General features: G+C 42.9%; 26 protein-coding genes and 1 pseudogene. 15 read left to right on the plus strand and 12 right to left on the minus strand.

From position 1 onward, the window contains the following. Positions 1–30: 30 nt before the first annotated feature. A complete protein-coding gene (locus tag ACTHPA_RS13300; protein ID WP_440500862.1) occupies positions 31–840 on the minus strand; it encodes a transporter substrate-binding domain-containing protein in 810 nt (269 codons plus the stop codon). 202 nt (positions 841–1,042) lie between these two features. Between ACTHPA_RS13300 and ACTHPA_RS13305 the strand changes: the two genes are divergently transcribed. Next, on the plus strand, positions 1,043–1,726 hold the full coding sequence (locus tag ACTHPA_RS13305; protein WP_440500863.1) for a GntR family transcriptional regulator: 684 nt from the start codon (positions 1,043–1,045) through the stop codon (positions 1,724–1,726). Positions 1,727–1,869: 143 nt separating this feature from the next. Here the strand turns inward: ACTHPA_RS13305 and ACTHPA_RS13310 are convergent, their stop codons facing one another. The 4 genes from ACTHPA_RS13310 to ACTHPA_RS13325 all read right to left on the minus strand — a co-directional run bounded on the left by ACTHPA_RS13310 (position 1,870) and on the right by ACTHPA_RS13325 (position 4,114). Further along, complete coding sequence (locus tag ACTHPA_RS13310) at positions 1,870–2,160, minus strand: helix-turn-helix domain-containing protein (protein WP_440500865.1); 291 nt, start codon at positions 2,158–2,160, stop codon at positions 1,870–1,872. Between the two features lie 106 nt (positions 2,161–2,266). Next, on the minus strand, positions 2,267–2,875 hold the full coding sequence (locus ACTHPA_RS13315; RefSeq protein WP_440500866.1) for an ABC-2 transporter permease: 609 nt from the start codon (positions 2,873–2,875) through the stop codon (positions 2,267–2,269). Then, a complete protein-coding gene (locus ACTHPA_RS13320) occupies positions 2,856–3,737 on the minus strand; it encodes an ABC transporter ATP-binding protein (protein WP_440500868.1) in 882 nt (293 codons plus the stop codon). Before ACTHPA_RS13320 ends, ACTHPA_RS13315 begins: the two co-directional genes overlap by 20 nt. Further along, positions 3,737–4,114 (minus strand): GntR family transcriptional regulator, encoded by a 378-nt coding sequence (locus ACTHPA_RS13325; RefSeq protein ID WP_440500869.1) that lies wholly within the window; start codon positions 4,112–4,114, stop codon positions 3,737–3,739. Before ACTHPA_RS13325 ends, ACTHPA_RS13320 begins: the two co-directional genes overlap by 1 nt. Positions 4,115–4,302: 188 nt before the next feature. On the opposite strand from ACTHPA_RS13325, the gene ACTHPA_RS13330 reads away from it, so the two are divergent. The 3 genes from ACTHPA_RS13330 to ACTHPA_RS13340 all read left to right on the plus strand — a co-directional run bounded on the left by ACTHPA_RS13330 (position 4,303) and on the right by ACTHPA_RS13340 (position 6,686). Beyond that, positions 4,303–4,773: an S-ribosylhomocysteine lyase gene (locus tag ACTHPA_RS13330; protein WP_440500870.1), complete on the plus strand. Its 471-nt coding sequence runs from the start codon at positions 4,303–4,305 to the stop codon at positions 4,771–4,773. Between the two features lie 191 nt (positions 4,774–4,964). Continuing rightward, the gene (aspA, locus tag ACTHPA_RS13335) at positions 4,965–6,377 is read left to right on the plus strand and encodes an aspartate ammonia-lyase (RefSeq protein WP_440500871.1); all 1,413 of its coding nucleotides are present in this window, start codon (positions 4,965–4,967) and stop codon (positions 6,375–6,377) included. A gap of 57 nt (positions 6,378–6,434) precedes the next feature. Further along, on the plus strand, positions 6,435–6,686 hold the full coding sequence (locus ACTHPA_RS13340) for a hypothetical protein (protein WP_440500872.1): 252 nt from the start codon (positions 6,435–6,437) through the stop codon (positions 6,684–6,686). A gap of 150 nt (positions 6,687–6,836) precedes the next feature. On the opposite strand, the gene ACTHPA_RS13345 is transcribed toward ACTHPA_RS13340, so the two are convergent. The 4 genes from ACTHPA_RS13345 to ACTHPA_RS13360 all read right to left on the minus strand — a co-directional run bounded on the left by ACTHPA_RS13345 (position 6,837) and on the right by ACTHPA_RS13360 (position 10,150). Then, the gene (locus ACTHPA_RS13345) at positions 6,837–8,396 is read right to left on the minus strand and encodes a solute symporter family protein (RefSeq protein WP_440500874.1); all 1,560 of its coding nucleotides are present in this window, start codon (positions 8,394–8,396) and stop codon (positions 6,837–6,839) included. A gap of 12 nt (positions 8,397–8,408) precedes the next feature. Next, the gene (locus tag ACTHPA_RS13350; protein ID WP_440500876.1) at positions 8,409–8,771 is read right to left on the minus strand and encodes a DUF485 domain-containing protein; all 363 of its coding nucleotides are present in this window, start codon (positions 8,769–8,771) and stop codon (positions 8,409–8,411) included. Between the two features lie 256 nt (positions 8,772–9,027). Next, positions 9,028–9,402: a DUF2500 domain-containing protein gene (locus tag ACTHPA_RS13355; RefSeq protein ID WP_440500878.1), complete on the minus strand. Its 375-nt coding sequence runs from the start codon at positions 9,400–9,402 to the stop codon at positions 9,028–9,030. A gap of 16 nt (positions 9,403–9,418) precedes the next feature. Beyond that, positions 9,419–10,150: a Bax inhibitor-1/YccA family protein gene (locus tag ACTHPA_RS13360; protein WP_440500879.1), complete on the minus strand. Its 732-nt coding sequence runs from the start codon at positions 10,148–10,150 to the stop codon at positions 9,419–9,421. A gap of 156 nt (positions 10,151–10,306) precedes the next feature. Between ACTHPA_RS13360 and ACTHPA_RS13365 the strand changes: the two genes are divergently transcribed. The 5 genes from ACTHPA_RS13365 (at position 10,307) to ACTHPA_RS13385 (ending at position 16,105) form a co-directional block, all read left to right on the plus strand. Next, positions 10,307–10,948: a hypothetical protein gene (locus tag ACTHPA_RS13365; RefSeq protein WP_440500881.1), complete on the plus strand. Its 642-nt coding sequence runs from the start codon at positions 10,307–10,309 to the stop codon at positions 10,946–10,948. 122 nt (positions 10,949–11,070) lie between these two features. Then, entirely contained in the window at positions 11,071–12,039 is a 969-nt protein-coding gene (locus tag ACTHPA_RS13370; RefSeq protein ID WP_440500882.1) for an NAD(P)-dependent alcohol dehydrogenase, read from the plus strand. Between the two features lie 183 nt (positions 12,040–12,222). Further along, positions 12,223–13,617, plus strand: coding sequence for a 23S rRNA (uracil(1939)-C(5))-methyltransferase RlmD (gene rlmD / locus ACTHPA_RS13375; RefSeq protein ID WP_440500883.1), 1,395 nt, complete (start codon positions 12,223–12,225; stop codon positions 13,615–13,617). 134 nt (positions 13,618–13,751) lie between these two features. After that, positions 13,752–15,293 carry a DEAD/DEAH box helicase gene (locus tag ACTHPA_RS13380; protein ID WP_440500992.1) on the plus strand — a complete coding sequence of 514 codons (1,542 nt, stop codon included), beginning with the start codon at positions 13,752–13,754 and terminating at the stop codon, positions 15,291–15,293. Positions 15,294–15,310: 17 nt separating this feature from the next. Further along, positions 15,311–16,105, plus strand: coding sequence for a YqhG family protein (locus ACTHPA_RS13385; RefSeq protein WP_440500885.1), 795 nt, complete (start codon positions 15,311–15,313; stop codon positions 16,103–16,105). Positions 16,106–16,155: 50 nt separating this feature from the next. Here ACTHPA_RS13385 and ACTHPA_RS13390 read toward each other — a convergent pair whose 3' ends face one another. After that, positions 16,156–17,430 carry a DUF5068 domain-containing protein gene (locus ACTHPA_RS13390; RefSeq protein WP_440500887.1) on the minus strand — a complete coding sequence of 425 codons (1,275 nt, stop codon included), beginning with the start codon at positions 17,428–17,430 and terminating at the stop codon, positions 16,156–16,158. 372 nt (positions 17,431–17,802) lie between these two features. Between ACTHPA_RS13390 and ACTHPA_RS13395 the strand changes: the two genes are divergently transcribed. From ACTHPA_RS13395 to ACTHPA_RS13410, 4 genes and pseudogenes are all read left to right on the plus strand, one after another. Then, positions 17,803–19,011: an RtcB family protein gene (locus tag ACTHPA_RS13395; RefSeq protein WP_440500888.1), complete on the plus strand. Its 1,209-nt coding sequence runs from the start codon at positions 17,803–17,805 to the stop codon at positions 19,009–19,011. A gap of 188 nt (positions 19,012–19,199) precedes the next feature. Beyond that, a pseudogene (locus tag ACTHPA_RS13400) lies at positions 19,200–19,837 on the plus strand (DUF418 domain-containing protein). Between the two features lie 15 nt (positions 19,838–19,852). Then, entirely contained in the window at positions 19,853–20,977 is a 1,125-nt protein-coding gene (locus tag ACTHPA_RS13405) for a sensor histidine kinase (RefSeq protein ID WP_440500890.1), read from the plus strand. Further along, a complete protein-coding gene (locus tag ACTHPA_RS13410; RefSeq protein WP_440500892.1) occupies positions 20,974–21,579 on the plus strand; it encodes a response regulator in 606 nt (201 codons plus the stop codon). The genes ACTHPA_RS13405 and ACTHPA_RS13410 overlap by 4 nt, the downstream gene beginning before the upstream one ends. Before the next feature lie 95 nt (positions 21,580–21,674). On the opposite strand, the gene ACTHPA_RS13415 is transcribed toward ACTHPA_RS13410, so the two are convergent. Beyond that, positions 21,675–23,321 carry an alkaline phosphatase gene (locus tag ACTHPA_RS13415; protein ID WP_440500894.1) on the minus strand — a complete coding sequence of 549 codons (1,647 nt, stop codon included), beginning with the start codon at positions 23,319–23,321 and terminating at the stop codon, positions 21,675–21,677. A 192-nt stretch (positions 23,322–23,513) separates the two neighbouring features. Between ACTHPA_RS13415 and ACTHPA_RS13420 the strand changes: the two genes are divergently transcribed. Beyond that, on the plus strand, positions 23,514–23,885 hold the full coding sequence (locus tag ACTHPA_RS13420) for a nuclear transport factor 2 family protein (protein ID WP_440500895.1): 372 nt from the start codon (positions 23,514–23,516) through the stop codon (positions 23,883–23,885). A gap of 34 nt (positions 23,886–23,919) precedes the next feature. Further along, entirely contained in the window at positions 23,920–24,885 is a 966-nt protein-coding gene (locus ACTHPA_RS13425; RefSeq protein WP_440500897.1) for a phosphotransferase enzyme family protein, read from the plus strand. Between the two features lie 175 nt (positions 24,886–25,060). Here ACTHPA_RS13425 and ACTHPA_RS13430 read toward each other — a convergent pair whose 3' ends face one another. Beyond that, positions 25,061–26,674: a catalase gene (locus ACTHPA_RS13430; RefSeq protein WP_440500898.1), complete on the minus strand. Its 1,614-nt coding sequence runs from the start codon at positions 26,672–26,674 to the stop codon at positions 25,061–25,063. Positions 26,675–26,729 lie beyond the last annotated feature (55 nt).

The raw sequence follows: 26,729 nt of genomic DNA on the forward strand, positions 1-26,729 counted from the left end.
GCATCTATAAAGATGCCACTACATTGTTTATCAGTTTTCTAGCGGATCTGTTCCAAACCATTTTTTATATATTTCTTTATAAGTTCCATCCTCTTTCATAGCCGCAAGAGCTTCATTCACTTTAATGATAAAGTCCTCATTCCCTTTGTTAACTGCCATGGCGATTTCATCTTTGTTTAAAATATCGCTTGCAATTTTAATTGGTAGATCCATTTCTTGGATGTTATAGCTGATCAATAATTGATCGTTAATTATGACGTCCAGTCGTTGATTTGATAAATCTTGAAGATAATCGCTTACTGTTTTATAAAGTTTGACATCGGCTCCGTCGACGCTTCTTGCTACTTCTTCAAATGTTGTTCCTCCGCCGACACCAACTTTTTTCCCTGAGATATCTTCTAATTCTTTAATATCATCGGTGTCATTTCGGGTAACCAAGACAGAGCCGGTAATAACATATGGATCTGTGAAATCGACACTCTTTTTCCTCTCCTCAGTTACAGTCATTTGACCGATAATAATATCGAACTTGTCAGCTTTCAGTCCACCGATCAGTCCATCCCAATTAGTAGCAATGAATTCAACGTCAACATCAAGTCGTTTTCCAATTTCATTCGATATATCAACATCAAATCCTTGGAAGTTATTATCGTCATCTAAAAAGTTAAATGGGGGATATGTCCCTTCGAAAGAGACTCTCATCACCTTGTTTTTTTCAATTCTCTCAAGGACTTTGTTTGAGCTTTTATTAGTTTTTGTATCTCCTTCTGCTTTTGAGCATCCACTAATAATACTTAAAGTCAAAATAGCTGTGAACATAAGTAAAATTGTTCTTTTCATCCTTTAGCCTCCTTTTATCTTAAAAGTAAACGCTTACATTTATTGATATCCCTCCTTATTTTTGAACCGATAATTTAGAACTAATAAAAGAGTATTTGAATTGTAGTTCTAAATTGTAGTACAATTCATTTACTATATGATAAGTTACAAGATTCAATTAGTCAATGATTTCAGAAATATTAATCGGGTTGGAGGTATATTGGTGAAGAAGTCTTCAATGGAGAGTATGGTATATTTTCGATTGCGAAGTGCCATTCTGAATAGAAAGCTTGCTCCTGGCACTCAATTGGTTGAACAGGTAATATCGAAGGGATTGAAAGTTAGTCGAACCCCGGTTAGAAACGCGATTAAACTACTTTCAGAAGAAGGAATGGTAGATATGATCCCCAATCGGGGCGCATTTGTTGCTAATCCTACTAAGGGGGAAGTAGTACAGGCATACGAACTCCGCTTGGAATTAGAGTTGTTGGCTATCCGAGCATCGTTATATAAGCTTGATGAAGATGACTTTGAAGAAATGACCAACTGCATTCAAGAAGAAAGTTCAGCTCTTAGAGCAAAAGATATGGACAATTATCTAAAGGCGAATAAAAGATTCCATATGGTAGCTGTCAAGAAAGCTGGCAATGCCTTTCTTGAAGAATTTATGGAGACTTTATTGAATAAAACTGATATATATTTAATGTTATTTGATTGCTTTTTCGATGATTTTCCTTCGACACCGAGGGGGCCAGAGGAACACTTGGCAATCGTAGAAGCAATGAAAAGTAAGAAGATGAAAGAGATTGAGAGACTGATCCAGCTGCACGTAGAGCATGCTTTAGAAAGCCTGGCCGACCAAGTGAGAGAATACAAAATGCCTAATGAACTGTTTATCGAATTATAAGTAATAGCAGAAGTATGGTAGTTCTCAGAGAGTGTAATGGTAATATCTTCTTTGAATATTTATGGACAAAAAAGGAATGAATGCACAAATGAACAAATGCACTCATTCCTTTTATTTTATTGAAGGGTAATTGAAATCGGATATCAAATATGTTCCATACTACTCGATTCCATTTCGGATAAACTGTCTTCAACCAAGGTAAGACGAAGTCCAAGAGCTTGAGCCACTTTGTCTAATGTATCCAAACGAGGAATTGCATGCTCTTTTTCTAGTCGTGCAATGGCCGTTTGTTTTAAACCTGCCCGATCGGCAACTTCTTGTTGCGTCAAGCCAAGTTGGATCCGTCTATGAATGAGTTGGGCGACAATTTCAATCTCATGAACTTCTCTCGGTGTCAAAGCAGTTATTTGTTTTTTATAGTCAGCCCATTTCAAATTAATTCCCTCCTTTCGGGTAAATGGCAGCGATCATCTTGCTACACCACACGTCCGTTAGTTCCTTGAATTAAAGTTTCATATTTGAGGTGGTGAACAAAGCTCTTTAAAACACCTTCCGACTATAAATCCTTATCGAAAGCATCCAAGAAAACATGTAGAGAAGTACTGCTGCTAGTATCCCTCCTGCATATAACAGAGAATTATCAAATGATAGGATTGTTTGCACACCCGCACGCAATCGATCGTTCAAATCTAGTATGAACTTATTGACAAGTACTACATAAAGGACAAACAAAACACCGCAGGCTATCATCAAATACTGACTTTTGAATAGATAGGAGAATGGAAAAGCAAATGAAATAAACACGACGATAACGCCTGCTATAAAGAGTAATTGATCCAAGTGAGTTATTTCTCTATGAATAATGATATTCCCTACCACAATCGTCAATAAAATGATGAAAGTAAAAACACATGCCCCTATATATTTAGAACTGACGATTTCCTTACGGGTATACGGTAAAGAATTCATGAAAAGGTTGGTGGAGGGTTTTTCATCCAACGCAAAACTTTGCATAATGATGGCGAAGCTAAATAAAACGCCTACCCAAATAATAGATCTATCTATTAACAAAGCGATCAATAATGCAGGCAATAGAATGACTAATGTGTTTTTCTGTAACAGAATATCTTTACGAATAAGATTTAGCATAGTTATCATTTCCTTTCTTCGTATACAGCATAATATCTTCAAGTGTTGGTTTCTCCAAAATGACTGTATCACCAAAGAGATTTGCCGTACGCTTTTTGTTTGTCGTTAATGCTTCAAAACCATGATTGGATTTTCGAATACCTAAAAATTCTTGCTCTGTATCACGATCTAATAAGTTCGTTTCGCCTTTTACAATCGCATAATCTTCTTCGATTTTATAATGCTCTTTTGTGAAAATATGCTGTCCATTATGGATAAAGGTTATATAATCTGCTATTCGATCTAAGTCTGTCGTAATATGTGTTGAGAAGAAAATTGTTTTTTCATCATCCTGCATAAGGTCATGGAGGATATCTAACAGCTCCCTACGAAAAATAGGATCTAATCCCGATGTTGGTTCATCCATAATAATTAACTCGGCGCGATGGGATAACGCAAAAGCTAATGAAGCCTTCATCATCATACCTTTCGAAAAGGTCTTAATCGGTTTCTTTAACGGCAGTTCAAACAAATTAACATACTGATGAAATATAGTATCGTCCCAGTTTTGATAGGCTGGTTTTATAATTTTCTTCATTTCAGTCAATGTAATATGGTCATAAAAAACATTGTGATCGAATACAAAGCCGATTCGTTGTTTAATTTCTTTTTCATGCTTTTTATAGTCCAGACCAAAAAGAGAAATCTCTCCGCTATCCGGTTGCAATAAATTCATGATCAACTTGATCGTTGTGGACTTTCCTACTCCATTCCCACCGATAAATCCTGTAACAAAGCCTTTCTTTACGGAGATAGACATGTCTTTCAGCTCAAATCCTTTGAAGGTTTTATTTACATTGTGCAGTTCAATTACGTTTTCCATTACATATCCTCCTTATATAGCAATGTTAGCAATTCTTGTAACTCGGCTAATCCGACTCCTATTTCTTTGCTATTCTCAATAGCTACCATCAACTGCTCTTCGATTACTTTCATTTTTCTCTCGAGAATCATTTCATTATTTTGTTCAGACACGAACGATCCTTTGCCGACGATTGAGTAAATAAAACCGTTTTTCTCAAGTTCTTCGTACGCCCGTTTTGTTGTGATGACGCTAATATCCAAGTCTTTGGCTAGCTGGCGCATAGATGGCAAAGCCTCTCCCGCTTGTAATTCATTCGTCAAAATATGCTTCTTTATTTGCACGTAAATCTGCTCATAAATTGGCTCTTTTGAAGTGTTGGAAATGATGATTTGCATGCAACTACCTCTTTCTTGAAAAAACAATGTATATATACTTTATATACACTATATACAAATTGGTATTCAATTGCAATGACAATTTAAAATGAATTTGTTTCATCTTGCTACCTATTCAGAATTTTGATATTCTATATTAAATCTTAGTAAATCAATAGGATATTATAGAATGAAAAGGGGAAATGGGCATGTCGACGACAGAAAAGAAGATGAATGTGGAGAGCTTCAACTTGGACCATACAAAAGTGAAGGCCCCGTTTGTGCGCCTCGCAGGGGTAAAGGAAGGGATCAATGGCGACGTTATCCGTAAGTATGACATCCGTTTTTGCCAGCCAAATAGGGAGCATCTTGAAATGCCAGCAATTCATTCATTGGAACATATGATGGCAGAGTTTAGTAGGAACCATTCGGACAGAATCGTCGACATTAGTCCGATGGGATGCCAGACGGGTTATTATATGGCGCTCATCAATCATGATGATTACGATGATGTGCTCGATATATTGGAAAAGACATTGAATGACGTCTTAACTGCTGATGAAGTGCCCGCATGCAATGAAGTCCAATGCGGATGGGCTGCAAGTCATAGTCTTGAGGGTGCAAAGGAAGCGGCAAAAAAGATGTTGGAGAAGCGGGCAGAGTGGACGACTGTATTTTAAGTAAGCGTCTGAAATTAATCTGCATGCGGTTCTGAATGAAGAATTGTTTTTCTCTTAACAATTACTAATAAAACGATAGCATTCCTGCGATAAAAGGCGTACGATGTACATGAAGCAGACAGAAAAAACTGTCGAGCAATGTTCATCGTATGCCTATTTGGCAATTTCCATAATGAGAGGACAAGGTATAAATGAAACTGGGAAGAATTGAGAAGGATTTCTTAGGGGAAAAAGAGGTTCCCGATCATGCATATTACGGGATTCAAACGATACGGGCGACTGAAAACTTTCCAATAACGAAAGAGCGTATGCATCCAGAATTGATTCGCGCGATTGGAATTGTGAAAAAAGCTGCGGCCATTTCAAATGTTGCCGTGAATGATATGCCCGAAGATATAGGATTTGCCATCGTCAAAGCCGCAGAAGAAGTGATTGAAGGAACGTTGACAGATCAGTTTATCGTCGATCCGATACAAGGAGGCGCAGGCACTTCATTCAACATGAATGCGAATGAAGTCATCGCGAATCGTGCACTTGAAATCATGGGGCGTGACAAAGGCGAATACAGCTTCCTCAGTCCGAATAACCATGTAAATATGTCCCAGTCGACAAATGATGCTTTCCCGACAGCGATTAAAATTGCGACCCATCAAATGGTGAACCAGCTGCTGGAGACGATGGCGAAGTTTGTGGACGAGCTAAAGGTAAAAGAAGACGAATTTGACGGAGTCATTAAAATGGGAAGGACCCATTTGCAAGACGCCGTTCCTGTTAGACTAGGACAAGAATTCAGCGCCTACCGCAGTGTCATCGAACGCGATATCGAACGTATCGGCCGTACAAGAGTACATCTTTCCGAAATTAATATGGGTGCCACTGCAATTGGCACTGGGCTGAATGCAAATGCTCAATACATCGAAAACGCAGTGGAGCATCTTCGTTCCATTAGCGGCTTGCCATTGAAATCGGCAGCAAACCTCGTCGATTCGACGCAAAACACAGACGTGTATACAGAGCTTTCTTCCGCTTTGAAAATTTGCATGATCAATCTTTCTAAGATGGCAAATGATTTACGTCTAATGGCATCAGGTCCTAGAGCAGGTCTAAATGAAATCAATCTTCCAGCAAGACAGCCAGGTTCTTCTATCATGCCAGGGAAAGTGAACCCAGTCATGGCGGAAGTGATGAACCAGATCGCTTTCCAAGTGATTGGCAACGATCATACAATTAGCCTTGCATCGGAAGCTGGTCAATTCGAATTGAATGTCATGGAGCCAGTGCTAGTCTATAATTTATTACAATCATTGACGGTCATGAACAATGGTCTCGAAGTCTTCCGCAAATACTGCATTAGCGGCATCACTGCAAACGTGGAGCAAATGCAGGAGTATGTGGAGAAAAGTATCGGAACAATTACCGCTCTGACACCATACATTGGTTATGAAATGTCATCGAAAATTGCACGCGAATCATTCGAAACAGGCGTCCCGCTGAAAGAGCTATGCCTGCGTTACAACGTGCTCACTCTTGAAGAACTGAACCGCTTGCTCGACCCATACAAAATGACAGAAATGAAACGTGAAGGCGTAGCGCATTATTCATAAGTGTGTCTTGCACAGGCACCGTCTTTTTAAGAAAGCAACCAGCGGGGAGAGGGTAGTGTGGGTGGGATAGATAAAAGAAACCGGTTAGGTGAGGAACCATTTACTTATCAAATAACGAAAAAAGAGTCAGTGATTATCAGCTACGAGGGCAAACAAATAAAAATTGTAAATGGTACGGAAGCAGACCGTCTGATTGCAAGGATTAGGAATGTAGAGGATAACCCAACTGAAGTCCAGTTATTGTTAGCGAAAATTACGGGTAATTTTAAACGAGGTAATGAGAAGCTAGGTAAAAAGGGACTTAAATAACTTGTGTTTGAACATCCAAACTAACTTCAACCCTACAGTCAATTGACTGAAAAGCAGGGTGTAAAATTCTAATAAGTATAATGTGTGCTAAAAAAGAGCCCTCGGAACTGTAACTCAGTTCCAGAGGGCTTTTGCAATTCATTCAAACAATCAATTCGGTGCTTGTCCTTCCAATCCGCGAAATCCTGCTTCCGCTTTGAAACGGACTTCCGCGTAGGCGACTTCTTGAGCTTCCATACGTTTCGCGCCTACATACGTACCGATGATGGCGGCAATGAATCCGGCAGGTATGGAAATGATAGCCGGATTGACGAACGGGAATAGTGGATCGCCGACGAAGAATGCAGCACCTTCAACCGGATTGATGACGTTCGGGCTGACCGCGACGAGGACGAGGGCAGTAATAAGCCCAGTCAGCATAGAGGCAACCGCGCCAGTCGTATTGAATTTGCGCCAGTAGATCGTGAAAAGAATCGTCGGAACGTTCGCGGACGCCGCAATACAGAATGCAAGCGACACGAGGAACGCTACATTGAGTTTTTCCGATCCAAGTGCAAGTAAGATAGAAACAACTGAGACACCGATCGCGGCAATACGCGCTGCTCTTACTTGCTGCTTTTCTGTCACTTTGCCTTTTTTAATAATTTCTGCGTAAATATCATGTGCGATAGCTGATGCGCCGGACAGCACGAGGCCTGCAACGACTGCTAGAATCGTAGCGAATGCAACGGCCGCGACGAATGATTCAAGCATATCCCCACCTAGCACCCCCGCTAACATCGGAGCGGCCATATTGCCCGCGGAGTTTTCCGCGATAATGGCATCTGCACCAACGAATTTGGCAGCACCGAAGCCGAGGAAAATCGTCATGACATAGAAAATCCCGATGATCCATACAGCGTATACAACGGAAGAGCGAGCAGTCTTTGCATCTTTAACCGTAAAGAAGCGCATAAGGATATGCGGCAATCCTGCAGTTCCGAGTACGAGCGCAAGCAACACCGAAATGAGACCGATCGGATCTTTATAGACGACCCCGGAATGAAGGAATGACTCTCCGTGAGGTGTCGCTGTCCGCATGACATCGAACATGCCGACAAAGTTAAAATTAAATTTCATAAGAACGAGGAATGAAATGACGATGGTTCCAATCATTAGCAAAATTGCTTTGATGATCTGTACCCAGCTCGTAGCAGTCATTCCACCAAATAATACATAGATCATCATCATGACACCGACAATGAGGACGGAAATCCAGTAGTCGATACCAAATAATAGCTTAATAAGCGCGCCTGCCCCGACAAGTTGCGCAAGCATATAGAAAAGGACGATTGTAATCGTATTAAGCGCAGCGGCGCCACGGACTTTCTTCGCTCCGAACCGTGAACCGATCATATCTGCCATCGTGTACTTTCCAAGGTTCCGAAGTGGTTCCGCAATTAAAAACAATACGACGAGGTAAGCAGTCAACCAGCCGACGCTGTAATAAAAACCGTCAAAGCCGTTCAGTGAAATCGCTCCGGCAATTCCTAAAAACGAGGCAGCCGATAAATAGTCACCTGCGATGGCCATCCCGTTTTGCCAGCCTGTCAGTGAACCGCCTGCTGTATAAAACTCACTTGCTGTCCGCGTCTGCTTAGCAGCCCAATATGTGATGTATAGCGTTAAGACGATAACTGCAAAAAAGATTCCATAAGACATTAAACCCATGCGTCATTCCCCCTATTTCCGAACGTGTTTTTCGAGCAGTCGCTCAACGTCGTTATCAAATTCTCTCGACTTCTTTACATAGATCTGTGTGAACACCCAAACCATGATGAACATGCCAAACGCATAGACCCACGTCCACGTCATCCAGCCAATCGCCCTTGTTTCAAGAATCGACGTATAACCCGTCAAAATGGGGAGCAATAAATAAATAGCAAAAAAAGCAATTACATAGGGCATCATAAAGCTTTTTTTCTTTCTTACCAAATGCTTGAACTCTTCCGTTTCGATAAGTCGTTCATAATCTAGCAGACCGTCTGTCCTTAGCTGCGTCTGCCGCTTGACAGGAATATCCGCTTTCTTCATCTTCACTGTCATTCCCTTTCATCCCCCTTGCCACATAATGTATGTCATGCCGCAATTTAATAGAGTCGACCCCCTAATCGACTCTTCACAGTTAGAAAGATTTCCAGCATGCCATATTGGTAAAGGTATCAAACTAACAGAAAATAATCAATAGTATACCAATGAAACTGTTAGAAAAATTAAATAATGGGTAGAAGGTAGTAGTGAACCCGTTTTTAAAATGAAAAAATCCATCCTTGAGTGGGTTACTCAGATGGATGGATTTGTATTAATCTATTGAGCCATTTCGTTCAAACCCTAAATACCGTGTGCCTTGAAATGTTAGAATACCGATGTCGCCTTCAGCTAACATGCCGTATTCCTTTCCGGACAGACCTAACTCCATCCGGTCGCCGCTTTCCACTTGGAAGGTGACGTAGTAATTCGTGCTAGCCGACGAATCGCCGCTGCCGCCCCAAGTATGCGTGCGCTTCGTTTTCACTTGCGCAGGAACGGTCAGGCGCGGCGAGTTATTATTGGAGGACCATTGACCGACACCTTTTACAATTACAAAAATGAATCCGCCAATGACGATGGCGAATATGATAACCCCCATGATCGGCATAGCACTAAACATAAAATCATCGAACGGGGAAAAGCCCATTTCACGAACACCTACCTTATCGATTGCTTCTAATTTTGGATAGAAGCCTCAGAATCTCGAAATACAACCAAACTAATGTAACCATCAATCCAAATGCGCCATACCATTCCATATATTTTGGCGCTCGCTGCTCCGCCCCTTTTTCGATGAAATCAAAGTCCAGTACAAGATTCAACGCGGCAACGACTACAATGGCGATAGAAATAAGGATGCCGACGAGACCTGTTTCATGGATAAAAGGGACTTCCATTCCGAAGAAACGAAGGATGAAATCCGCGAGGTATACAAAGAATATTGCACCCGTCGCAGCAACGACTCCGAGCTTAAAGTTCTCTGTTACTTTTATGAGACCTGATCGATACACGAACAGCAATGAAAATAACGTTCCGAGTGTTAAAAGGATTGCTTGCGTTGTGATCCCTTCAAATTGGGACTCGAACATAGCAGAAATCCCTCCGATTGCGAGCCCTTCTAACAATGCATAGAGAGGCGCCGTGTAGGGAGCTGCCCTTTTCACGAAGATTGTAATAAGGGCTACGATGAATCCGCCGATGAGCCCAATCCATAGCCATGCTTGAATATCTTCCCCTGAAAAGTACTGATGCCATGTGAATATGGCGGTTGCACATAACAATAAAAACAGGATAAACGTCTTGTTCACTGTCCCTTGAATCGTCATTGGCATGCCATTTTCTGACCGAAGTCCTTTAAAGGTATTTGCCCCTAAACTCGGGTTGGCGGACCTCATAATTGATCACATTCCTTTCTTGAAATCATCTGTATGCTAGTTTACTATACGGAAAAGGGCTCGAATAGTTTCAAGTTTACGGCAGTTTTCATTTGCCAAGCATAATGGACGGCTTCACATTATGGTAACCTGAAATAAAGAAATGGGGGATGGACAATGAGCATGAAAACGGAAGACTTCAGGAAAGTGGCAATCGGCTTGCCGAAACTGAGAAAAAAGGAAATGACGTCCAAGCTGACGTACGGCGAACAGGAGGAACTTGAATCGCTGCTTATGCTGGACGCCCAAAATCATCCTGATAACAGAGAGAAGCACCTAGCAAGCAATGTTAAATTGACTGCGCTCCGAAATTACACAATCGTTGATGTCACACCGAAAGCAGGCATCTTCCAAAAGCTTTTTAAACAGGAAAACACGAAGGAATACAAGCTTCGAATTTTGGAAGAAGATATCGCGAGCAATAAATGGCTATATTCGCTCGCACTCGATATGAGACAACTAATGGAAGACGTCGGACTCGGGCTTGATTGGCCAAAGATGATGCCGGTGGATGACGATATGTTTTATACGGATCCTCTCGAAGAGGACGACAAGGAATGGTTTGAATCATTCCTAGATCCTGCACTGTGCTACGCTAAACTGGACGAAGCAGCGGAGTTGGAAGAAAAGGCCGCTGCACATAGCCCTGAGATGCTGCGTGCGATCCAGTGGTTGAAGGAGCAATGGAAGAATGGGTATCAGATTTATGCAGATGTTGGCGATTTGTTTGACTACTACGGGGATGACGAGTTGGAGTAAGTGAGAAGTAATGAGGCCTGGAATTATCCAGGTCTCTTTTTTATAAATATAGTTGATAGTCACTTGCACCCGGATATGATGAGCCCTCTTGGAACATAAATTGAAAAAGAAAGGAGATGGAGATGAAAGCGATACTCTCTGAAAAATACGGAACACCGGATACGTTGAAACTAAGTGAGATAGCTATACCCACACCTCAGCCAGATCAAGTACTAGTGAAAATTCATGCATCATCAATTAATTTTGGTAATCTTGTGTTATTAACAGGAAAACCTCTGCCAGCCCGGTTTGTATTTGGCCTGATGAAACCTAAATATCCTATACCTGGCGGGGACATGGCTGGAACCGTGGAGGCGATAGGTGAAAAAGTTACACGATTTCAAGTCGGAGATGAGGTGTATGGAGACCTATCTAGCAGCGGTTGGAGTGCTTTCGCCGAGTATGTAGCCGTTGATGAAAAAAGTTTGGCGATAAAGCCTCGTAATTTATCATTTACAGAAGCTGCAGCAGTTCCAATGGCAGGCATTACAGCTCTACAAGCTATAAGGGATAAAGGAATGGTGAGGGCTGGACAGGAAGTGTTGATTCATGGAGCTTCAGGTGGTGTAGGAACATTTGCTGTTCAAATAGCGAAAGCATTTGGTGCTGAAGTGACGGCTGTGGTAAGTACGAGAAACGTAGACATCGTAAAGTCTCTCGGAGCTGACCATGTGATCGATTATCAAAAAGAAGACTTTGGAAACTATGAACATACCTATGATGTAATAATCGGAGTGAATGGATCACAATCAATTTCCACTTATAAACGAAAGCTCAAAGAGAATGGGAAATTCATTCATGTCGGCGGCGCAGAAAATCAAATGTATCAAACAATGATGCTAGGATCTTGGTTATCGAAGATTGGAAAAAAGAAATTTATTACCTTTTTGCAGAGGGCCAATCAACAAGATTTAATGGTGATGAAAGAGCTTATTGAAGAGGGTCAAGTAAAGCCCGTTATTGATAGAACCTATTTTTTAAGTGAGATTCATGAAGCATTTCGATATTTTGAGAAGGGTCATTCCCAAGGGAAAGTTATTATAACAATCTAAAACGAGTCCCCCTTCCAATTTTGGAAGAGGGATATTTTCATGGTTTATTCCTCCTCGAATTCGTCCCATTTTCATTCCGCACAAATTCCTTTATACTAGATAAGTATGTCTCTTTTTGAAGGAGTCGGCCAGCATGGAGCTAAGCCGTAAAATAGATGAACAAAAGTGAAAGGGGATCATTCATTGACTACGATAAAAGAAGAAACGCTAGTTGCTGAAATAGACCATTTGGATAAGAAGGGAAATGGACAAGCTGTCATTTGGCGTGAGAGTGAAACAGGTTCAAATCCGAGAAAGCTAAAACTGACGATTCCGCTCACACTGCCTGGAGAGAAGATTCAAGTTGTTGTGGACGAACCGGATAAGAGAAGAAGAAAGGTATCGCCTGAAAAAATTCTTACTCCGAGTCCAGAGCGGCAAGATGCGCCTTGTCCGCATTTTGAGCTTTGTGGGGGCTGTGTTTGGCAGCACTGGAATTATGAAGGCCAGCTGAAGCATAAGACGAATCATGTGAAGGAAGCGTTGCAACGCGAGGGGCTGGATCCAGAGCTAGTACGCGATACGATAGGCATGGACAATCCGTGGCATTACCGTAACAAAATGGAATTTACGTTTTCACCTGAGGGAGATCTTGGTTTGCACGAGCAAGGAAACTTCCGAAAAATTATACCGCTCGAAACATGTCTCATTGCTGGCCGAAAAATAGTCGATGCTACGATGGAAGTGAGCGAATGGGTGAAAGAATTCGGCTTGAAAGGCTACAATAAAGATAAACATGAAGGGCTTCTCCGCCACTTGATGGTACGGGAATCGTTTGAAACCGGAGAAATCATGCTGGCGTTGTTCGCGACAGAAGCGCCTGCTGGTGAATTGGCGCCGGCTGCTGAAGATTTGATTACGCGCATCACAAATAAATTCCCGAATGTGAAAAGCCTTCTTTGGCTTGTGAACACGGATTGGGCAGATCGAACACAATCCGAAGAAACATTCGTTCTGGCGGGACGCGACTTTATCTATGATGAACTGGGCGGATACCGCTACCGACTTTGGTTCGATACGTTTTTCCAAACGAATCCTGTTCAAGCGCAGAAACTAGTCGAACTTGCGCTTGAAATGGGCGAGCCGAAGGAAGACGAAAAAATGATCGACCTTTTTTGCGGCGTCGGTACGTTCTCACTTCCGTTTGCAGCACGGGTGAAAGAATTAGCAGGAATTGAAATTGTCGAGACGTCAATTGAATCTGCTAAGCGGAATGCGACGGATAATAATTTGCATAACACGACGTTCCTCGCTCGGGATGCACGGCGTGGCATTGACGAAGTGCATGAAAGCTGGGGATTGGCGGATCTATTATTGATCGACCCTCCACGCTGCGGTGCTGGCGGCAAAGTGATGCGCCGTATTGGACGCGCAAAACCGAAACGGATCGTCTATGTGTCTTGCAATCCGGATACGTTCGCGACAGATACAGCGGAATTGCTGCCATTCGGCTATACACTTCAAAAAGTGCAGCCGGTTGACCTTTTCCCTCATACTGTGCATGTGGAATGTGTTGCGCTGTTAACATTGGATGAATAATTGAAATAGTGAGCTCTCTTCCTTATGGAGGAGGGCTTTTTTTGGAAAAAAATGATAATCCGTCTACGACACATGGCAACATACATAGGAATTTCGTTTTTGGACAATCTAACAAGAAAATATCGGATGAGGGGATGTTTATGCAGATTGAATGGTCGTCCGATTGGAAAGAGGGCTTTGCCGAACGGTTGGAAAACCGCCAAGCATGGGATAATTGGACGCTGTATAAAATGTGCTATGACGTAGAAAAAGCGAAATTGATAACGGACTTCCAAGGTCTTCAATGCCCAAAATACTTACCTGAACTGAAGCCTTACCCCCATCAGTTGGAGGCGGCAGAAACGGTCATTGAGCGGATGAACGGAAAAGCGATTCTTGCCGATGAGGTAGGTCTCGGGAAAACGATCCAAGCCGGTTTAATATTGAAAGAGTATTTAATTCGGGGCCTCGTGAAAAAAGCGCTCATTCTCGTCCCCGCCTCACTTATGAATCAATGGATTGACGAGTTGAATCAAAAATTCCATATTCCGGCGATTCAATATAAAAAGGCTTATGATCTTGACTACTGCAATATCGTCATCGCGAGCATCGATATGGCGAAAAGAAGTCCTCATAAGGAGAATATTTATAATCAGGACTTTGATTTAATTATTATCGATGAGGCGCATAAATTAAAAAATCCAAAGACGAAGAACTATGAGTTCGTGCAAAACTTGAAGAAAAAGTTTTGTTTGTTGCTGACAGCGACGCCGATTCAAAACGATGTATTTGAGTTGTTCAATTTGATTTCTTTATTAAAACCTGGCCACCTCGGAAATTTCGAGACGTTCCAGTCCGTCTTTTCCGCAAGCAAGCATAATGTGGAGGAAGATGAGTTTTTAAAGGAATTGATTAACCAAGTAATGGTGAGAAATTCAAGGCATGACACAGGAATCGAATGGACGAACCGCCGTGTGCAAATTATTCCGCTTGAGTTCAGTGAGGCGGAAAGAGAAGTGTATGACATGATTTTAGAATTGAAAAATGTGTCTTCCGTCTTTTCAAGTGCCTTTTCCATGATTACTTTACAAAAGGAAATTTGCAGTTCCAAAGAAGCTGCGTTCTTCACATTGAATGAAATGCGGCAGAAGTGTACAAATCCGGAGGAACTTTCGTATATTGATGAGTTGCTTCGGAAATTAGCCGCGCTGCAAGTGAATACAAAAGCGGAAAAGGCGTATGAAATCATCTCGCAAGCAAATGACGAGAAAGTCATCATTTTTACGGAATATCGGGCGAGCCAAGCCTTTTTGCAAGCCTATTTATATGAAAAAGGAATTCTCAGTGTCCCGTTCAATGGGAAGTTCAGCAAAAATAAACGTGAGTGGATGAAGTATTTATTCAAGGAAAAAGCGCAAGTGTTGATTGCCACGGAATCTGGCAGTGAGGGGATCAACTTGCAATTTTGCCATCATGTCATCAATTATGATTTGCCTTGGAATCCGATGAAATTGGAACAGCGGATCGGCCGTGTGCATCGGTTAGGGCAAGAGCATGATGTTAATATATACAATTTGGCCATTAAACATACAATTGAGGATCATATATTGGAGCTGCTCAATGTGAAAATTGGCGTCTTTGAAAAAGTCGTCGGTGAGCTGGATGATATCCTATCGGAATTTAAGTTGACGATCTAGATGTAAGGAGGATGCTTATGTATCCACAACAGATCCATCAATATGTACGGCAATTTTTCATTGAAAACAATTGCGATATTTTGCGTGAAAATGAACATTTCATCAACGTGCAATTAACGGTCGAGATGGATAAAAAAATAATGAATCGTCCGTTTTATTGGAAGTATGTGGAGAGCACGGGGGGAGAACCGAATCCTGCACAACTGACGTTGATTACCGATAAAAATAGGCTGATGGAAAGCATTGCCGGGGAAGTGGTGCATTACGGGTCGAATCGTCTCAATCAATTGTTCCAGGTGACGAAGGAGCTCGGCTCATTTGTGCAAATGTATGAGAGGGCAGTCAATGCGTCTGGCGCACAAACGATATTGACGCCTTGGGTAGGGGTTAATTATAAAATAACGTATTCAAGTGATCGGACGCAGGAAACCTTGTATTCGCTAGGCATCAATTTAATGAATGGCATGATTATCAACGGTTTTCAAGAATCAATAGGTGGATTGGATTTGGTAAGTACGATTGCGCCAAACACATATCATCTACCGTATATCATTAAACCGCTGAACGGTGTGGCGCGACTCGAAGCTATAATTGAAAACCTTATCCAGCAAGATGATCATACATGGGCTGAAGAGGCAAAGGAAAGACTTCGAAAAGATCTTCTTGTGCTGGAATATTTCTATAGGGGAATCGAGGATGAAGATCGCCCTGAATGCTACGAGAGTGAGAAGAAAGCAATCGAGGAACAGTACGAGACGAAAATAAAAATCGATGTTATTAATGGGGGATTGTTTTATTTAAAGTCGATTTGAAATAGCAAAGACCACCTATTATTAACAGTAGGCGGTCTTTGTTTTGTTTATTATTTCATCGGCAAGTCAAACGTCACCGATTTTTCTTTGAATAATTTTTTTGCATTGCTGTCTGCTAATGGGCCGAATTGGAGCTTCAATTCTTTCAACAGACCGAACTCGTCTTGTCGGAACAAGAATACCGCTAAGATTTCCTCCGACTCGCCAGGGTTTAGATCGCCATGAAGGAAAGGTTCCAGCATGCCTTGTGACAACATAGTTCCTCGGTTTTGGTCGAGGATCAATCGTTTGTCGATCAATGATTTTGCGATAGCTTCCTTACTGTCGTTTTTAATTTGGAGCTTTGCCGTCAATGCAACGAGCGGGCCATCGCCGAAATTAGTGAAACGGGAAGCGTGCGCTTTCGTCGGTGTGACGTCAGTGTACTGAACGCCTTCAAGTGTAATGGTTACACCATCGATTTTTTGTGTTTCGTTTATGTCTTCCTTCGCGAAGAATATTTCCTTGTCTGCAATCGTGTCCGTCACCATTCTATCTGCATACAAAGCGGAACTATTCGATGCTTTTTCTGCGCCTTCTGCATTGAATGGAATTTTGAAGACGGCATCCTTACCGATTCTTTTATTGAAATCATCTTCGAGCATAGGAATGTCGATTGTGTATGTCGGAGCACTTAAACGTTCATATTGTGCCTTTGTCATCGTGTATGATTGCATCCCGGTATATTTTCCTGGGGCGTATTGACGTCCAGCTTTGTCTTTATCGCCTTTCAGCCAATCTTCCCGATCAACGAGACCGATTTTCATATACAAGTTTTCAGTGCCATCATCGGATAGCATCATTGTGCTTGCATTGAAGTACACGTCTTCGTCCAAGTTGTTTTCAAAACCGAGCTTGTATGTAATGACATATCCTTCGTCTTCGTCATCGAAATTATACTTGGCTGATTCGTTCATATTCGACACGTGGACGATTTGATATTCTTCAATGGAAATTTTCACTTTGTCCGAGTATTCGTGTGTCAGGCCTGGGTTTGAATTTGTGTAGACGATTTCAACGTCGCCGCCCGTTTCTTCTTCTATCGTAGGATTGATGTTTTCAGCTGATTCGTTTTGCGTATTATCGGAAGCATCCGCTTCTTCTGTTTCCTCTTCTTCTACTTCAGTTGCTTCGGTATCTTCATTTTCGTTCGTTTTGTCTGCTTTTTCATTTTCAGTTTGTTCGGCAGCGGACACTTCCTCTTCTTTCTCTTTCTCTTGTCCACATGCGCTAAGCATAAGCATTGCCGCGGCTATGCTGCTGAATAGAATTTGTTTCTTGTTCATTTTTTGCGCCCCTTTAACATTGACTTTACTTAGATAATTTTAACAGTTTTTTCTATGGGAAAAAGAACCGTTCTGAAAATGATTCTTAAGTGTAATTTTTTGATAGGGAATATGTGGAAAGTCCTAATGGGATGCACATATGAGGACGTTAATTTCAGTCCAAGGAGAAAGTAAAGTCCTAATTTTATCCTGCCGACCCGTCATTTTGGTGCCTGTGCACGACACTATTCAGAAAATGAGCTACAATTGCATAAACGGAATATCAAATCTCATAGTGTCGGCATTTCTATATTTTTTGTTGGATTATTACTCACTGGATTGAATTGTCATAAATGTGTCTTACACAGGCACCGTAAAAAGGAGCGTACTTTTATGAGGAAAAAGATTTTTGGTGTGCATGATGATAATACGTTGCGACAGTTTAAAAATTGCTTGCGAACGGGTCAAGTAGCTGGCGGTGTACTATGTGCCGACGGGCATTATGGATATAGCCAGCCGGTCGGAGGCGTGATCGTGTATGACGGTCAAATTTCACCGTCGGGCGTCGGGTATGATATCGCCTGCGGGAATAAGGCGGTCCGGACAAATTTGAAGTGGACGGATATCGAAAAAGATATCCCGCGTCTTATGGATGAAATTGCTTCATCCATTTCATTTGGCGTCGGTCGGAGGAATAACGAGCGGATTGACCATGAATTGTTTGACGATCCGGATTGGTCCGTGTATCAGGAAATCGGCAAGCAGGAGCACGATCGTTTGAAGAAATTGGCGAGGGACCAATTGGGAACTGTTGGGGCCGGGAACCATTTCGTCGATCTTTTACTGGAGAAGGAGACGGGAGATGTATGGGTGGCAAATCATTTCGGCAGCAGGGGATTCGGCCATAAAACGGCGAGCGGGTTTTTGAACTTGGCAATTGGACGGGAGTTTTCCGATCGCGCACCGGGTGAAAGCATGGAACAAGCGCCTACCTTGATTGATTTGGATAGTGAATTGGGAGATCTATATTATCGTGCGATGACGTTAAGCGGGAAATATGCTTATGCGGGCAGAAACTATGTGATCGATGAAGTGCTCTCCATCTTAGGGGCGACTTCCGTGTTCGAGGTACATAATCATCATAATTATGCGTGGAAAGAAACTCACTTCGGCAAGGAGTATATCGTCGTCAGAAAGGGAGCAACCCCTTCTGCTCCAGGTCAATTGGGGTTTATTGGCGGGAGCATGGGCGACATTTCCGTCATCGTCCGCGGCAAAGAGAATGAGGCGAACGCTGATGCTTTCTATAGTACGGTTCACGGAGCGGGCAGAATTATGAGCCGAACGGAAGCGGCAGGTCGGATGAATTGGAAAACTCGTACGCGGACAGGCGGGAAGATTTCTCGGGAGAGGATGGATCAAGCGATTCAAAAGTATGGCGTGGAATTACGTGGCGGGGGAACGGATGAAAGTCCATTTGTCTATCGTAAATTGCGTGACGTCTTAGCCGCACACGAAGACACAATCGACGTCCTCCACGTGTTGAAACCAGTAGGCGTCTGCATGGCCGGCGCCAACGAACACGATCCGTATAAAGATTAAGGTGCCTGTTCAAATGTGTGTCGCACAGGCACCGATTCCTCTTCCATTGACAAAACGTCTAATGCTAATCCGGCATTGGACGTTTTTTTATGACACGTGTCATAACGATCTCCTTACTCCTGTGAATATTCGCAAGGCATCCTGTCAGCTACAATTGAGACAATTCAAGCTGAAGGAAGGGGAAGGGTATGGAAGCGCATCAGGAACGTATTCGATTGTTGGATATTTTAAGAGGGGTAGCCGTGTTGGGAACGTTAGGTACGAATATATGGATTTTCGCCCATTTGGGGGATTTGGGTTATATTACGACGGGCGATTATTCAGGCTGGTGGGAAACAAATGATTTCATTCGCATGGTCGTTTTATTTTTTGTGAATGGTAAATTACTAGGCTTGCTGACGATCATGTTCGGAGTCGGCGTCGAATTAAAATACAGGCAAGCTATTCGAAAAGGGCAGGCATGGCCGGGGGTGCCTTTGACTTGCCAACACGTTATTTGTTCGCCCCGTTCGTCTCACTTGGCTATGTAGCAATTATTGCAAAAATGATAGAATGGAAGAAATGGAATTTCTTTTGGAAACCTTTTGAAAAGGCCGGGAAGATGTCGTTAAGCTGCTATGTCATGCAAAATTTGATTGCCTCTATCCTTTTCTATGGATGGGGATTCGGGTTAGGAGGCAAATTAAGTTCCTTCCAAATCATATCGATTTGGTTAAGCATCTCATTGATTCAACTTCTAATTGCTTCGATTTGGTTGCGCCATTTTGCATTAGGTCCGATGGAAATGGTTCGGAGACGGGTGATCGGGATGCTTTCAGCAAAGTGAAACGGGGGAAGCAGGATGGGATTAAGGATTTATCCGAAAGAGCAAATGAAGCACTACTTGATAATTGACGCCATATCGGTTGTTTTTCTCATTTTTATTGTGCTAGAAGCGGAAAGCGTTCTCGTGCTGCCCGTCCGCCTCGTTTTATTAGCCATCTTTCTGTTCTCGTACTATATTGCCTTATGGCATCGAGACGTCCGCCTACTGCTAGCTGTGCTAGGTGGCATTGCAATCCTCACAGTTTTTGGGGTATACATTAATCCGCCAGTACTCCTATTCGGGTTTATTTTTGCGGATTTATTAGGAAGGGCGGAGAGTCACTGGCACCGAGGAATTGGGATAGCGGCAATCGGAGGCATGTTCCTTACTGTTTTTTTCATGCAATCGAAGGTCGGATTCAGCTGGGCTCATACATTTCTTCTTCCCGTTATGATTCTGCAAATGGTTTATCCACTGTTGATATACATTCGGAGTAAAAACCTTCATTTGAAAGATGAATTGCTCGTCGCCAATCATCAGCTTGAGCAGCAGTATATCGAGGAACAGGAAAGGCATCGCATCGCGAGAGATCTTCATGATACGTTAGGGCAAACTTTGACGATGATCAAGCTTAAAAGCGAACTAAGCGCCAAATGGATTGATCATGATAAGGAACAGGCCAAGAAGGAATTATTAGATATTCTATCCTCGTCAAGAATTGCATTGAAGCAAGTGCGGGAGCTTGTATCTGATATGAAATTCATTCCGTTGGACAAGGAAATTGAACAGGTTAGAACGATACTTATACAAGCCGGAATGGAAGCGACAGTCGAAGTAGTGGAAGAGCCACCGTTGCTTTCCAGTGTGGAAGAAACGATGCTCAGCCTTTCATTGCGCGAAGCGGCGACAAACGTTATTAAACATAGCAAGGCGACGCGCTGTCAAATCAGGCTGACTATGGAAACCGATGCATTTACGATTCGGATCGCTGACAATGGCATCGGTTTGGGACATGTTGCTATCGGAAACGGCATGCAGTCGATGAAAGAGCGGATGCAAGCATTGCTAGGCACGGCTGCTATGGAAGATGGAGAGACAGGAGGGACTGTCGTCACGCTCCGACTGCCTTTACGCCACCATGAAAGGGGGGGGATAAAATGATTCGTATACTTATTGCGGAAGATCAGCAGATGGTGCGCGGTGCTTTCACATCGTTACTTCAATTTGAGCAAGATATCGAGGTCATTGCAGCCGTGTCCGACGGAAAAACCGCATACGATACAATCGAGCAAACAATTCCGGATGTTTGTATTTTGGATATTGAAATGCCGAATGTAAGTGGGTTGGAAGTTGCTGAAAAAATACGTGCTGCTCAATTGCCTTGCAAGATCATTATCGTTACGACATTTGCCCGTCCAGGCTATTTGCAAAAAGCGATAGATGCCCAAGTGGAAGGCTATTTATTGAAGGATGAACCGATTGACTTCCTCATCCAATCCATTCGGCGGGTGATGAAGGGGGAGCGGGTGATTAGTACTGATCTTTCTGCAATTCTTTTTATGCAGGAGAAAAATCCGCTCAGCGAAAGAGAGGCGGAAGTGCTCCGACTAACAAATGAAGGGCTCACGACAGAAGAAATTAGCAAAACACTTTTTCTGACGAAAGGGACGGTACGGAATTATGTCTCCTCAGCCATTCAAAAGGTTGAGGCAGAATCACGGACTGAAGCTGTACAGATTGCGATCGAAAAAGGATGGATTTAAAAAGGAAAGTGAAACACATCAGTGCTTCACTTTCCTATACTTGAATATAAATACACCCCGATGATTCTTTGTAAATGCATCTTGCACAGGCGTTATTATTTTGATAGGTTCAATGCGGATTCCGATACGTAGAAATCTTTCCCGTTATAAACAGTTACACCATCAAGTGTCTTTGTGTATGATTGGTTTTTCTTCGTAACGAATGCCACGTTTTTATTCACAGGAAGTTCGATCTTACTATTTTGCTTTTCTGCAATGAATACAGGGTTATGCTCATCTGTCACATCAATGCGTGTCAGATAGCCCTTTTTCTCGAATGACTCTCTTGCATTGACGAACAGCTTGTCCGTTACTTCATTCAAATCAAACCCTAGGAATGAAGCCATAGATTTTGCGATATCAGTGTTATCTACTAATCCATACGGTTTCGATGGACCGTAGGCGTAAAGGAAGACATCCTCCCCAGTATGGCCGCCTGTCGAGAATCCGATGTTTGCGCGTTCTGAAAGCATTTTAGACATATCCGCTTGTAATGATTTTGAAGCTTGTAACGCTTCGATTTCTTCCTCTGACAAGTTATCCAAGCCGTATAATTCCGCTACTTCTTTCATATTGGAGCGATCGTCGTTTAATTGCTTTAATGCACCTTCAACTGTCATCGTCGCTTTCTTTAAAGGGTCGATATACGTGGAAACTGGAATTTCAGGGTAGTTGGAGTTTGTGTTGACATTCCCCATTGTAATTCCGCTGTTGCCATGGTCGCTCACCGCGATGACCATTGTATTTCCATCTTCTTTCGCAAAATCCAGCGCTTCTTGTACCGCATCATCGAAAGCTAATACATCACTAATAATCCCGATCGGATCATTTGCGTGCGCAGCCCAATCGACTTTACTTCCTTCAATGAATAGGAAGAAGCCATCTTCATCTTCGGAAAGAGTACCGATTGCTTTTTTCGTCATTTCGGCAAGAGATGGTTCGTCATTTGCATTTCGGTCAATGTCGTAGGCGAGTGCTGAAGGAGCAAAAGAACCCCAAATTTTATCCGAATTTGCTTGGAGCAGCTCATCACGTGTTTCGACAAAGTCATATCCTTGCGCATCGAGCACTTGTGTCAAATCTTCACCATCGACACGGGAATTTCTCGCTTCGCCTGGCAATAAAGATTCTTTTCCTCCCCCAAGCACAACATCGATACCTTGGTACACTTGTTGCTCAGCGATATCCTGATAGTTGCTGCGGTGTGCTGCATGGGATGAGAAGCCCGCAGGTGTTGCATGCTGAATTTCGGAAGTGGAGATGAGTCCTGTCGACTTTCCTAACAGTTTTGCTCCTTCTAAGACGTTTGCAACTGGTTTGAAGGCATCCTCTGGATCAACCGCCTCAACCCCAGGTGTATTTACAAGTTCGGGAAGAAGCCCGACAATTTTATCATTGCTCTTATGGCCCGTCGCCAATGCGGTTGCAGCTGGTGCGGAATCGGTGATTGCTGATTCTGCGGAATGCGTTCGCACGCCTCCGATCATGATTTCATCCATTGCAAGGTCCTCGCCTTTATACCATCTTGCTAGTGAAGTAGCCCCTGCACTCGTTCCATCCATCACCATCATAATGACATTCGTAGGTTCGTTCTTTTTGTCTTTCGCCACAGTAATATTGTTGTAGCCAAAACCTAATGCGGAAAAGGCTACAACAGCAGCCATGGAGATGCCCGCTGCTTTCCTTCCAAAACGATGCTTCATGTCGAAATCCCCCTCAATGAAAGTAGTAAACTCAACACTAATCATAGGGATGAATTATTAATTTGATATGAATCTATGGTAAAAGATTTGTTAATTTCATTAGGGAGTGAATGTTGGGTTATTTGAAATAAAGGACTTCCGGATTTTATGGAGAATTTACTTCTGTACAACATACGAAAGGATGTTAATTACATGGAATTATATAAAGACAAAGCGGTGGATTATCTTCAATTGATCGTCGCGGGGAAAATTGACGAAGCGTATGAAAAGTACACAAGCCCTGAACTCGGCCACCATAATCCATATTTCCCTGGGGATGTAGAATCGCTGAAGCAGGCGATGAAAGAGAATGATGACATGAGCCCGAATAAAACGCTCGAGGTGAAACAGACGATTGAAGAGGGGGAGATGGTGATGGTTTTTTCTCACATTAAACAGAACCCTGATGACCTGGGAGCCGCGGCTGTTCATATCTTCCGCTTTTCGGATGGACTAATCGTAGAAATGTGGGATGTCGGTCAACCGGTCCCCGAAGACTCGCCGAACGAGAATGGGATGTTTTAATACCTAAACAATTTAATGATATGGGAATGAGAGTATGCTGAAAACAGAGAGAGAAAACGTAAAACAGAAACTTGGAGAGTTACTTGGCGGGGGCTTGATTGATATAGTTCCCGCGTCGGATGGATTCCATAACCTAGTTTTTGTTATTAATAAGAAGATGGTAGCGCGGCTCTGTTCACGTAGCAGGGCAAGGAATGAGTTGGAGGCGGAACTTGATTGGATAATTGCATTGGATAAAGCTGGCGTGCCGGTTGCGAAGCCGATAACGCTTATAGGGCATGATCGAATCATTCCACTGGATATGGATGACAACGCTTATTGGCTTACCTTTTTCCACCATACTGGAGGACGGCCGGTCGATGTTTCGAATTTGAATGAATGGAATCAAGAGTTTTTCCATAAATGGGGAAGCCAAGTCGCAGAAATGCATAATGTAGAAGTAGACGAGCTCGATCGACCTGTCTATTTGGACAGTGTCAAAAAGAATGCGAGGCCAATGAATGATTGGGTAAAACATCGACAAGAGCAGTTGGTGCATCAAATGGTGAATTGGGAGAGACACCCGAACACATTCGGGCTTATCCATAATGATCTCCACCAAGGCAATTTCCATTTGAATAAAAACGGGTTGATTTTCTTCGATTTTGATGACTGTGCCTATCATTTTTATGTGCATGATTTGGCAGTCTCGATTTATCATGCATTATGGACGGGGACAGCATTCCATCCTGAATCAAAAAGCTTTCCGGATGATTTCCTAACTTCCTTTTTGAATGGTTACGCTACAAGTAGACGGCTGACTTCCGAAATGTATGACCAACTTCTCATTTGTTTGCAAATGCGTGAAGTTTATTTGTACGCGCTATTTATCTCTGAATGGAATGAGGATGAGATGATGGATTGGCAACTTGATAAACTGCAAGAGTTGGAGGAAAACATTAAATTAAACATAATTCCATATAAAGAAGAACTGGAAAAAGTAAGACATCTTTTTGGGTGAAAAACTGGTGCCTGTGCAGCAAACAACTCAGACAATGCACTACAATTGCATATAAAAAACGAGGAAGCCAGCCAAATCAATGTTTGGTGGGCTTCCTTGCGTAATTTCATACGTAATGTTGAATTGTCATAATTGCACCATGCACAGGCACCGAAGAAGGAGATACCGCAAAAAGTTAGTAGCCGTCTGTTTCGTGTCCTTTTTCTTCGGCCATTTTTGGTGCTTTTTCTCCGTCTTTATTGCCGAGAGGGGCTCCTTCTCCTAAGTTGGAATGTTCGGATTTGGCGTTCTCCAAGCCTTCCCGCAGGCGTCGGCCGTATTCGTCGTCGGCTTCTTCGGCAAGGGCGACCATTTTTTCTTGGATCCGTGGGTCGCATTTAGACAGGTCATTCACGAGATTGGTAATCAGTTCATCTTTTTCCCAGTCCTCAAATGCGCGGTATGTTTCTCCCGCCTGCTTCGTATTGTCATTGCGATCGATTGATTCGCGGACGAGATTGCCTTCTACATATGGCGTATGTTCTGTCCCATGCTGTTCAGCTTCTTTCAGTCCTCCTAAGATGGACGGCTCATAGTTGATATGTGGGTTTTGACCGGGTACACGGTCGACTTTATACTGCATCTGACCGCCCATCTGATTTGTCGCAACCCGCTTCTTCGGCGCATTGATCGGCAATTGGAGGTAGTTTGCCCCGACCCGGTGGCGCTGAGTATCTGAATACGAGAACGTGCGCCCTTGCAGCATTTTATCATCCGAGAAATCGAGTCCGTCGACAAGTACACCTGTCCCGAAAGCGGATTGCTCGACTTCGGTGAAGTAGTCTTCTGGGTTTTTATTCAACACCATTTTTCCGACTTTACGCCAAGGGAATTGGTCATTGGGCCACAGCTTCGTATCGTCTAGCGGATCGAAGTCGAGCTCAGGATGCTCGTCGTCACTCATAATTTGGACGTACAGCTCCCATTCCGGATAGTCGCCGCGTTCGATTGCGTCATACAAATCTTGCGTCGCATGATTGAAGTTCTTCGCTTGGATTTCTTCGGCCTCTTTTTGCGTCAAGTTTTTAATCCCTTGTAACGGTTCCCAATGGTATTTCACCAAAACAGCTTCGCCTTCGCTATTCACCCATTTATACGTATTTACCCCGGAGCCTTGCATTTGGCGATAGTTTGCAGGTATGCCCCAAGGGGAATAGATGAATGTTACCATATGGAATGATTCAGGCGAGCTTGCACAGAAATCAAAGAACCGCTCGCTATCTTGGATATTCGTAATCGGGTCCGGTTTAAACGCGTGGATCATGTCGGGAAACTTGATCGCATCGCGAATAAAAAAGATTTTCAAGTTATTGCCGACCAAATCCCAGTTTCCATCTTCCGTGTAAAACTTCACCGCAAACCCACGCGGATCCCGAAGCGTCTCAGGGGAATGCCCGCCGTGAATAACGGTAGAAAAGCGGACGAATACAGGCGTCTGCTTTCCTTTTTCCTGAAAAAGCTTAGCACGCGTATATTTGAAAACAGGTTCATCGCCCGCTGTCCCGTATGCTTCAAAATATCCGTGAGCACCAGCACCTCGCGCGTGTACAACCCGTTCAGGAACGCGTTCCCTGTCAAAATGGCTAATCTTCTCGATAAAGTCATAGTTCTCTAAAGCGGCTGGCCCTCTATTGCCGACTGTCCTCAAATTTTGGTTGTTCGTGACGGGATGCCCTTGCCGATTTGTCAATGTCGTGTCGTTTTCCATGTCAGAAGTGTTATGCGCAGTCTCATGCTTATTGTCCTTCATTTTAACCTCCTGGAAGATGAATTCCCCTTTTCCATGGGATATAGGGTTATGTTTT

Origin of the sequence: Sporosarcina sp. SAFN-015, from assembly GCF_051966875.1 — a bacterium.
Lineage (GTDB): Bacteria > Bacillota > Bacilli > Bacillales_A > Planococcaceae > Sporosarcina.

Excerpts from the sequence above, each read along its gene's own strand:
- ACTHPA_RS13410 (WP_440500892.1), top strand. The coding sequence starts at position 20,974 with ATGATTCGTATACTTATTGCGGAAGATCAGCAGATGGTGCGCGGTGCT.
- ACTHPA_RS13330 (WP_440500870.1), top strand. The coding sequence starts at position 4,303 with ATGTCGACGACAGAAAAGAAGATGAATGTGGAGAGCTTCAACTTGGAC.
- ACTHPA_RS13300 (WP_440500862.1), bottom strand. The coding sequence starts at position 840 with ATGAAAAGAACAATTTTACTTATGTTCACAGCTATTTTGACTTTAAGT.
- ACTHPA_RS13430 (WP_440500898.1), bottom strand. The coding sequence starts at position 26,674 with ATGAAGGACAATAAGCATGAGACTGCGCATAACACTTCTGACATGGAA.
- ACTHPA_RS13360 (WP_440500879.1), bottom strand. The coding sequence starts at position 10,150 with ATGAGGTCCGCCAACCCGAGTTTAGGGGCAAATACCTTTAAAGGACTT.
- ACTHPA_RS13405 (WP_440500890.1), top strand. The coding sequence starts at position 19,853 with ATGGGATTAAGGATTTATCCGAAAGAGCAAATGAAGCACTACTTGATA.
- aspA (WP_440500871.1), top strand. The coding sequence starts at position 4,965 with ATGAAACTGGGAAGAATTGAGAAGGATTTCTTAGGGGAAAAAGAGGTT.
- ACTHPA_RS13370 (WP_440500882.1), top strand. The coding sequence starts at position 11,071 with ATGAAAGCGATACTCTCTGAAAAATACGGAACACCGGATACGTTGAAA.
- ACTHPA_RS13425 (WP_440500897.1), top strand. The coding sequence starts at position 23,920 with ATGCTGAAAACAGAGAGAGAAAACGTAAAACAGAAACTTGGAGAGTTA.
- ACTHPA_RS13350 (WP_440500876.1), bottom strand. The coding sequence starts at position 8,771 with ATGACAGTGAAGATGAAGAAAGCGGATATTCCTGTCAAGCGGCAGACG.
- ACTHPA_RS13365 (WP_440500881.1), top strand. The coding sequence starts at position 10,307 with ATGAGCATGAAAACGGAAGACTTCAGGAAAGTGGCAATCGGCTTGCCG.
- ACTHPA_RS13420 (WP_440500895.1), top strand. The coding sequence starts at position 23,514 with ATGGAATTATATAAAGACAAAGCGGTGGATTATCTTCAATTGATCGTC.
- ACTHPA_RS13345 (WP_440500874.1), bottom strand. The coding sequence starts at position 8,396 with ATGGGTTTAATGTCTTATGGAATCTTTTTTGCAGTTATCGTCTTAACG.
- ACTHPA_RS13320 (WP_440500868.1), bottom strand. The coding sequence starts at position 3,737 with ATGGAAAACGTAATTGAACTGCACAATGTAAATAAAACCTTCAAAGGA.
- ACTHPA_RS13355 (WP_440500878.1), bottom strand. The coding sequence starts at position 9,402 with ATGGGCTTTTCCCCGTTCGATGATTTTATGTTTAGTGCTATGCCGATC.
- ACTHPA_RS13385 (WP_440500885.1), top strand. The coding sequence starts at position 15,311 with ATGTATCCACAACAGATCCATCAATATGTACGGCAATTTTTCATTGAA.
- ACTHPA_RS13390 (WP_440500887.1), bottom strand. The coding sequence starts at position 17,430 with ATGAACAAGAAACAAATTCTATTCAGCAGCATAGCCGCGGCAATGCTT.
- ACTHPA_RS13415 (WP_440500894.1), bottom strand. The coding sequence starts at position 23,321 with ATGAAGCATCGTTTTGGAAGGAAAGCAGCGGGCATCTCCATGGCTGCT.
- ACTHPA_RS13395 (WP_440500888.1), top strand. The coding sequence starts at position 17,803 with ATGAGGAAAAAGATTTTTGGTGTGCATGATGATAATACGTTGCGACAG.
- ACTHPA_RS13325 (WP_440500869.1), bottom strand. The coding sequence starts at position 4,114 with ATGCAAATCATCATTTCCAACACTTCAAAAGAGCCAATTTATGAGCAG.
- ACTHPA_RS13380 (WP_440500992.1), top strand. The coding sequence starts at position 13,752 with ATGTTTATGCAGATTGAATGGTCGTCCGATTGGAAAGAGGGCTTTGCC.
- ACTHPA_RS13315 (WP_440500866.1), bottom strand. The coding sequence starts at position 2,875 with ATGCTAAATCTTATTCGTAAAGATATTCTGTTACAGAAAAACACATTA.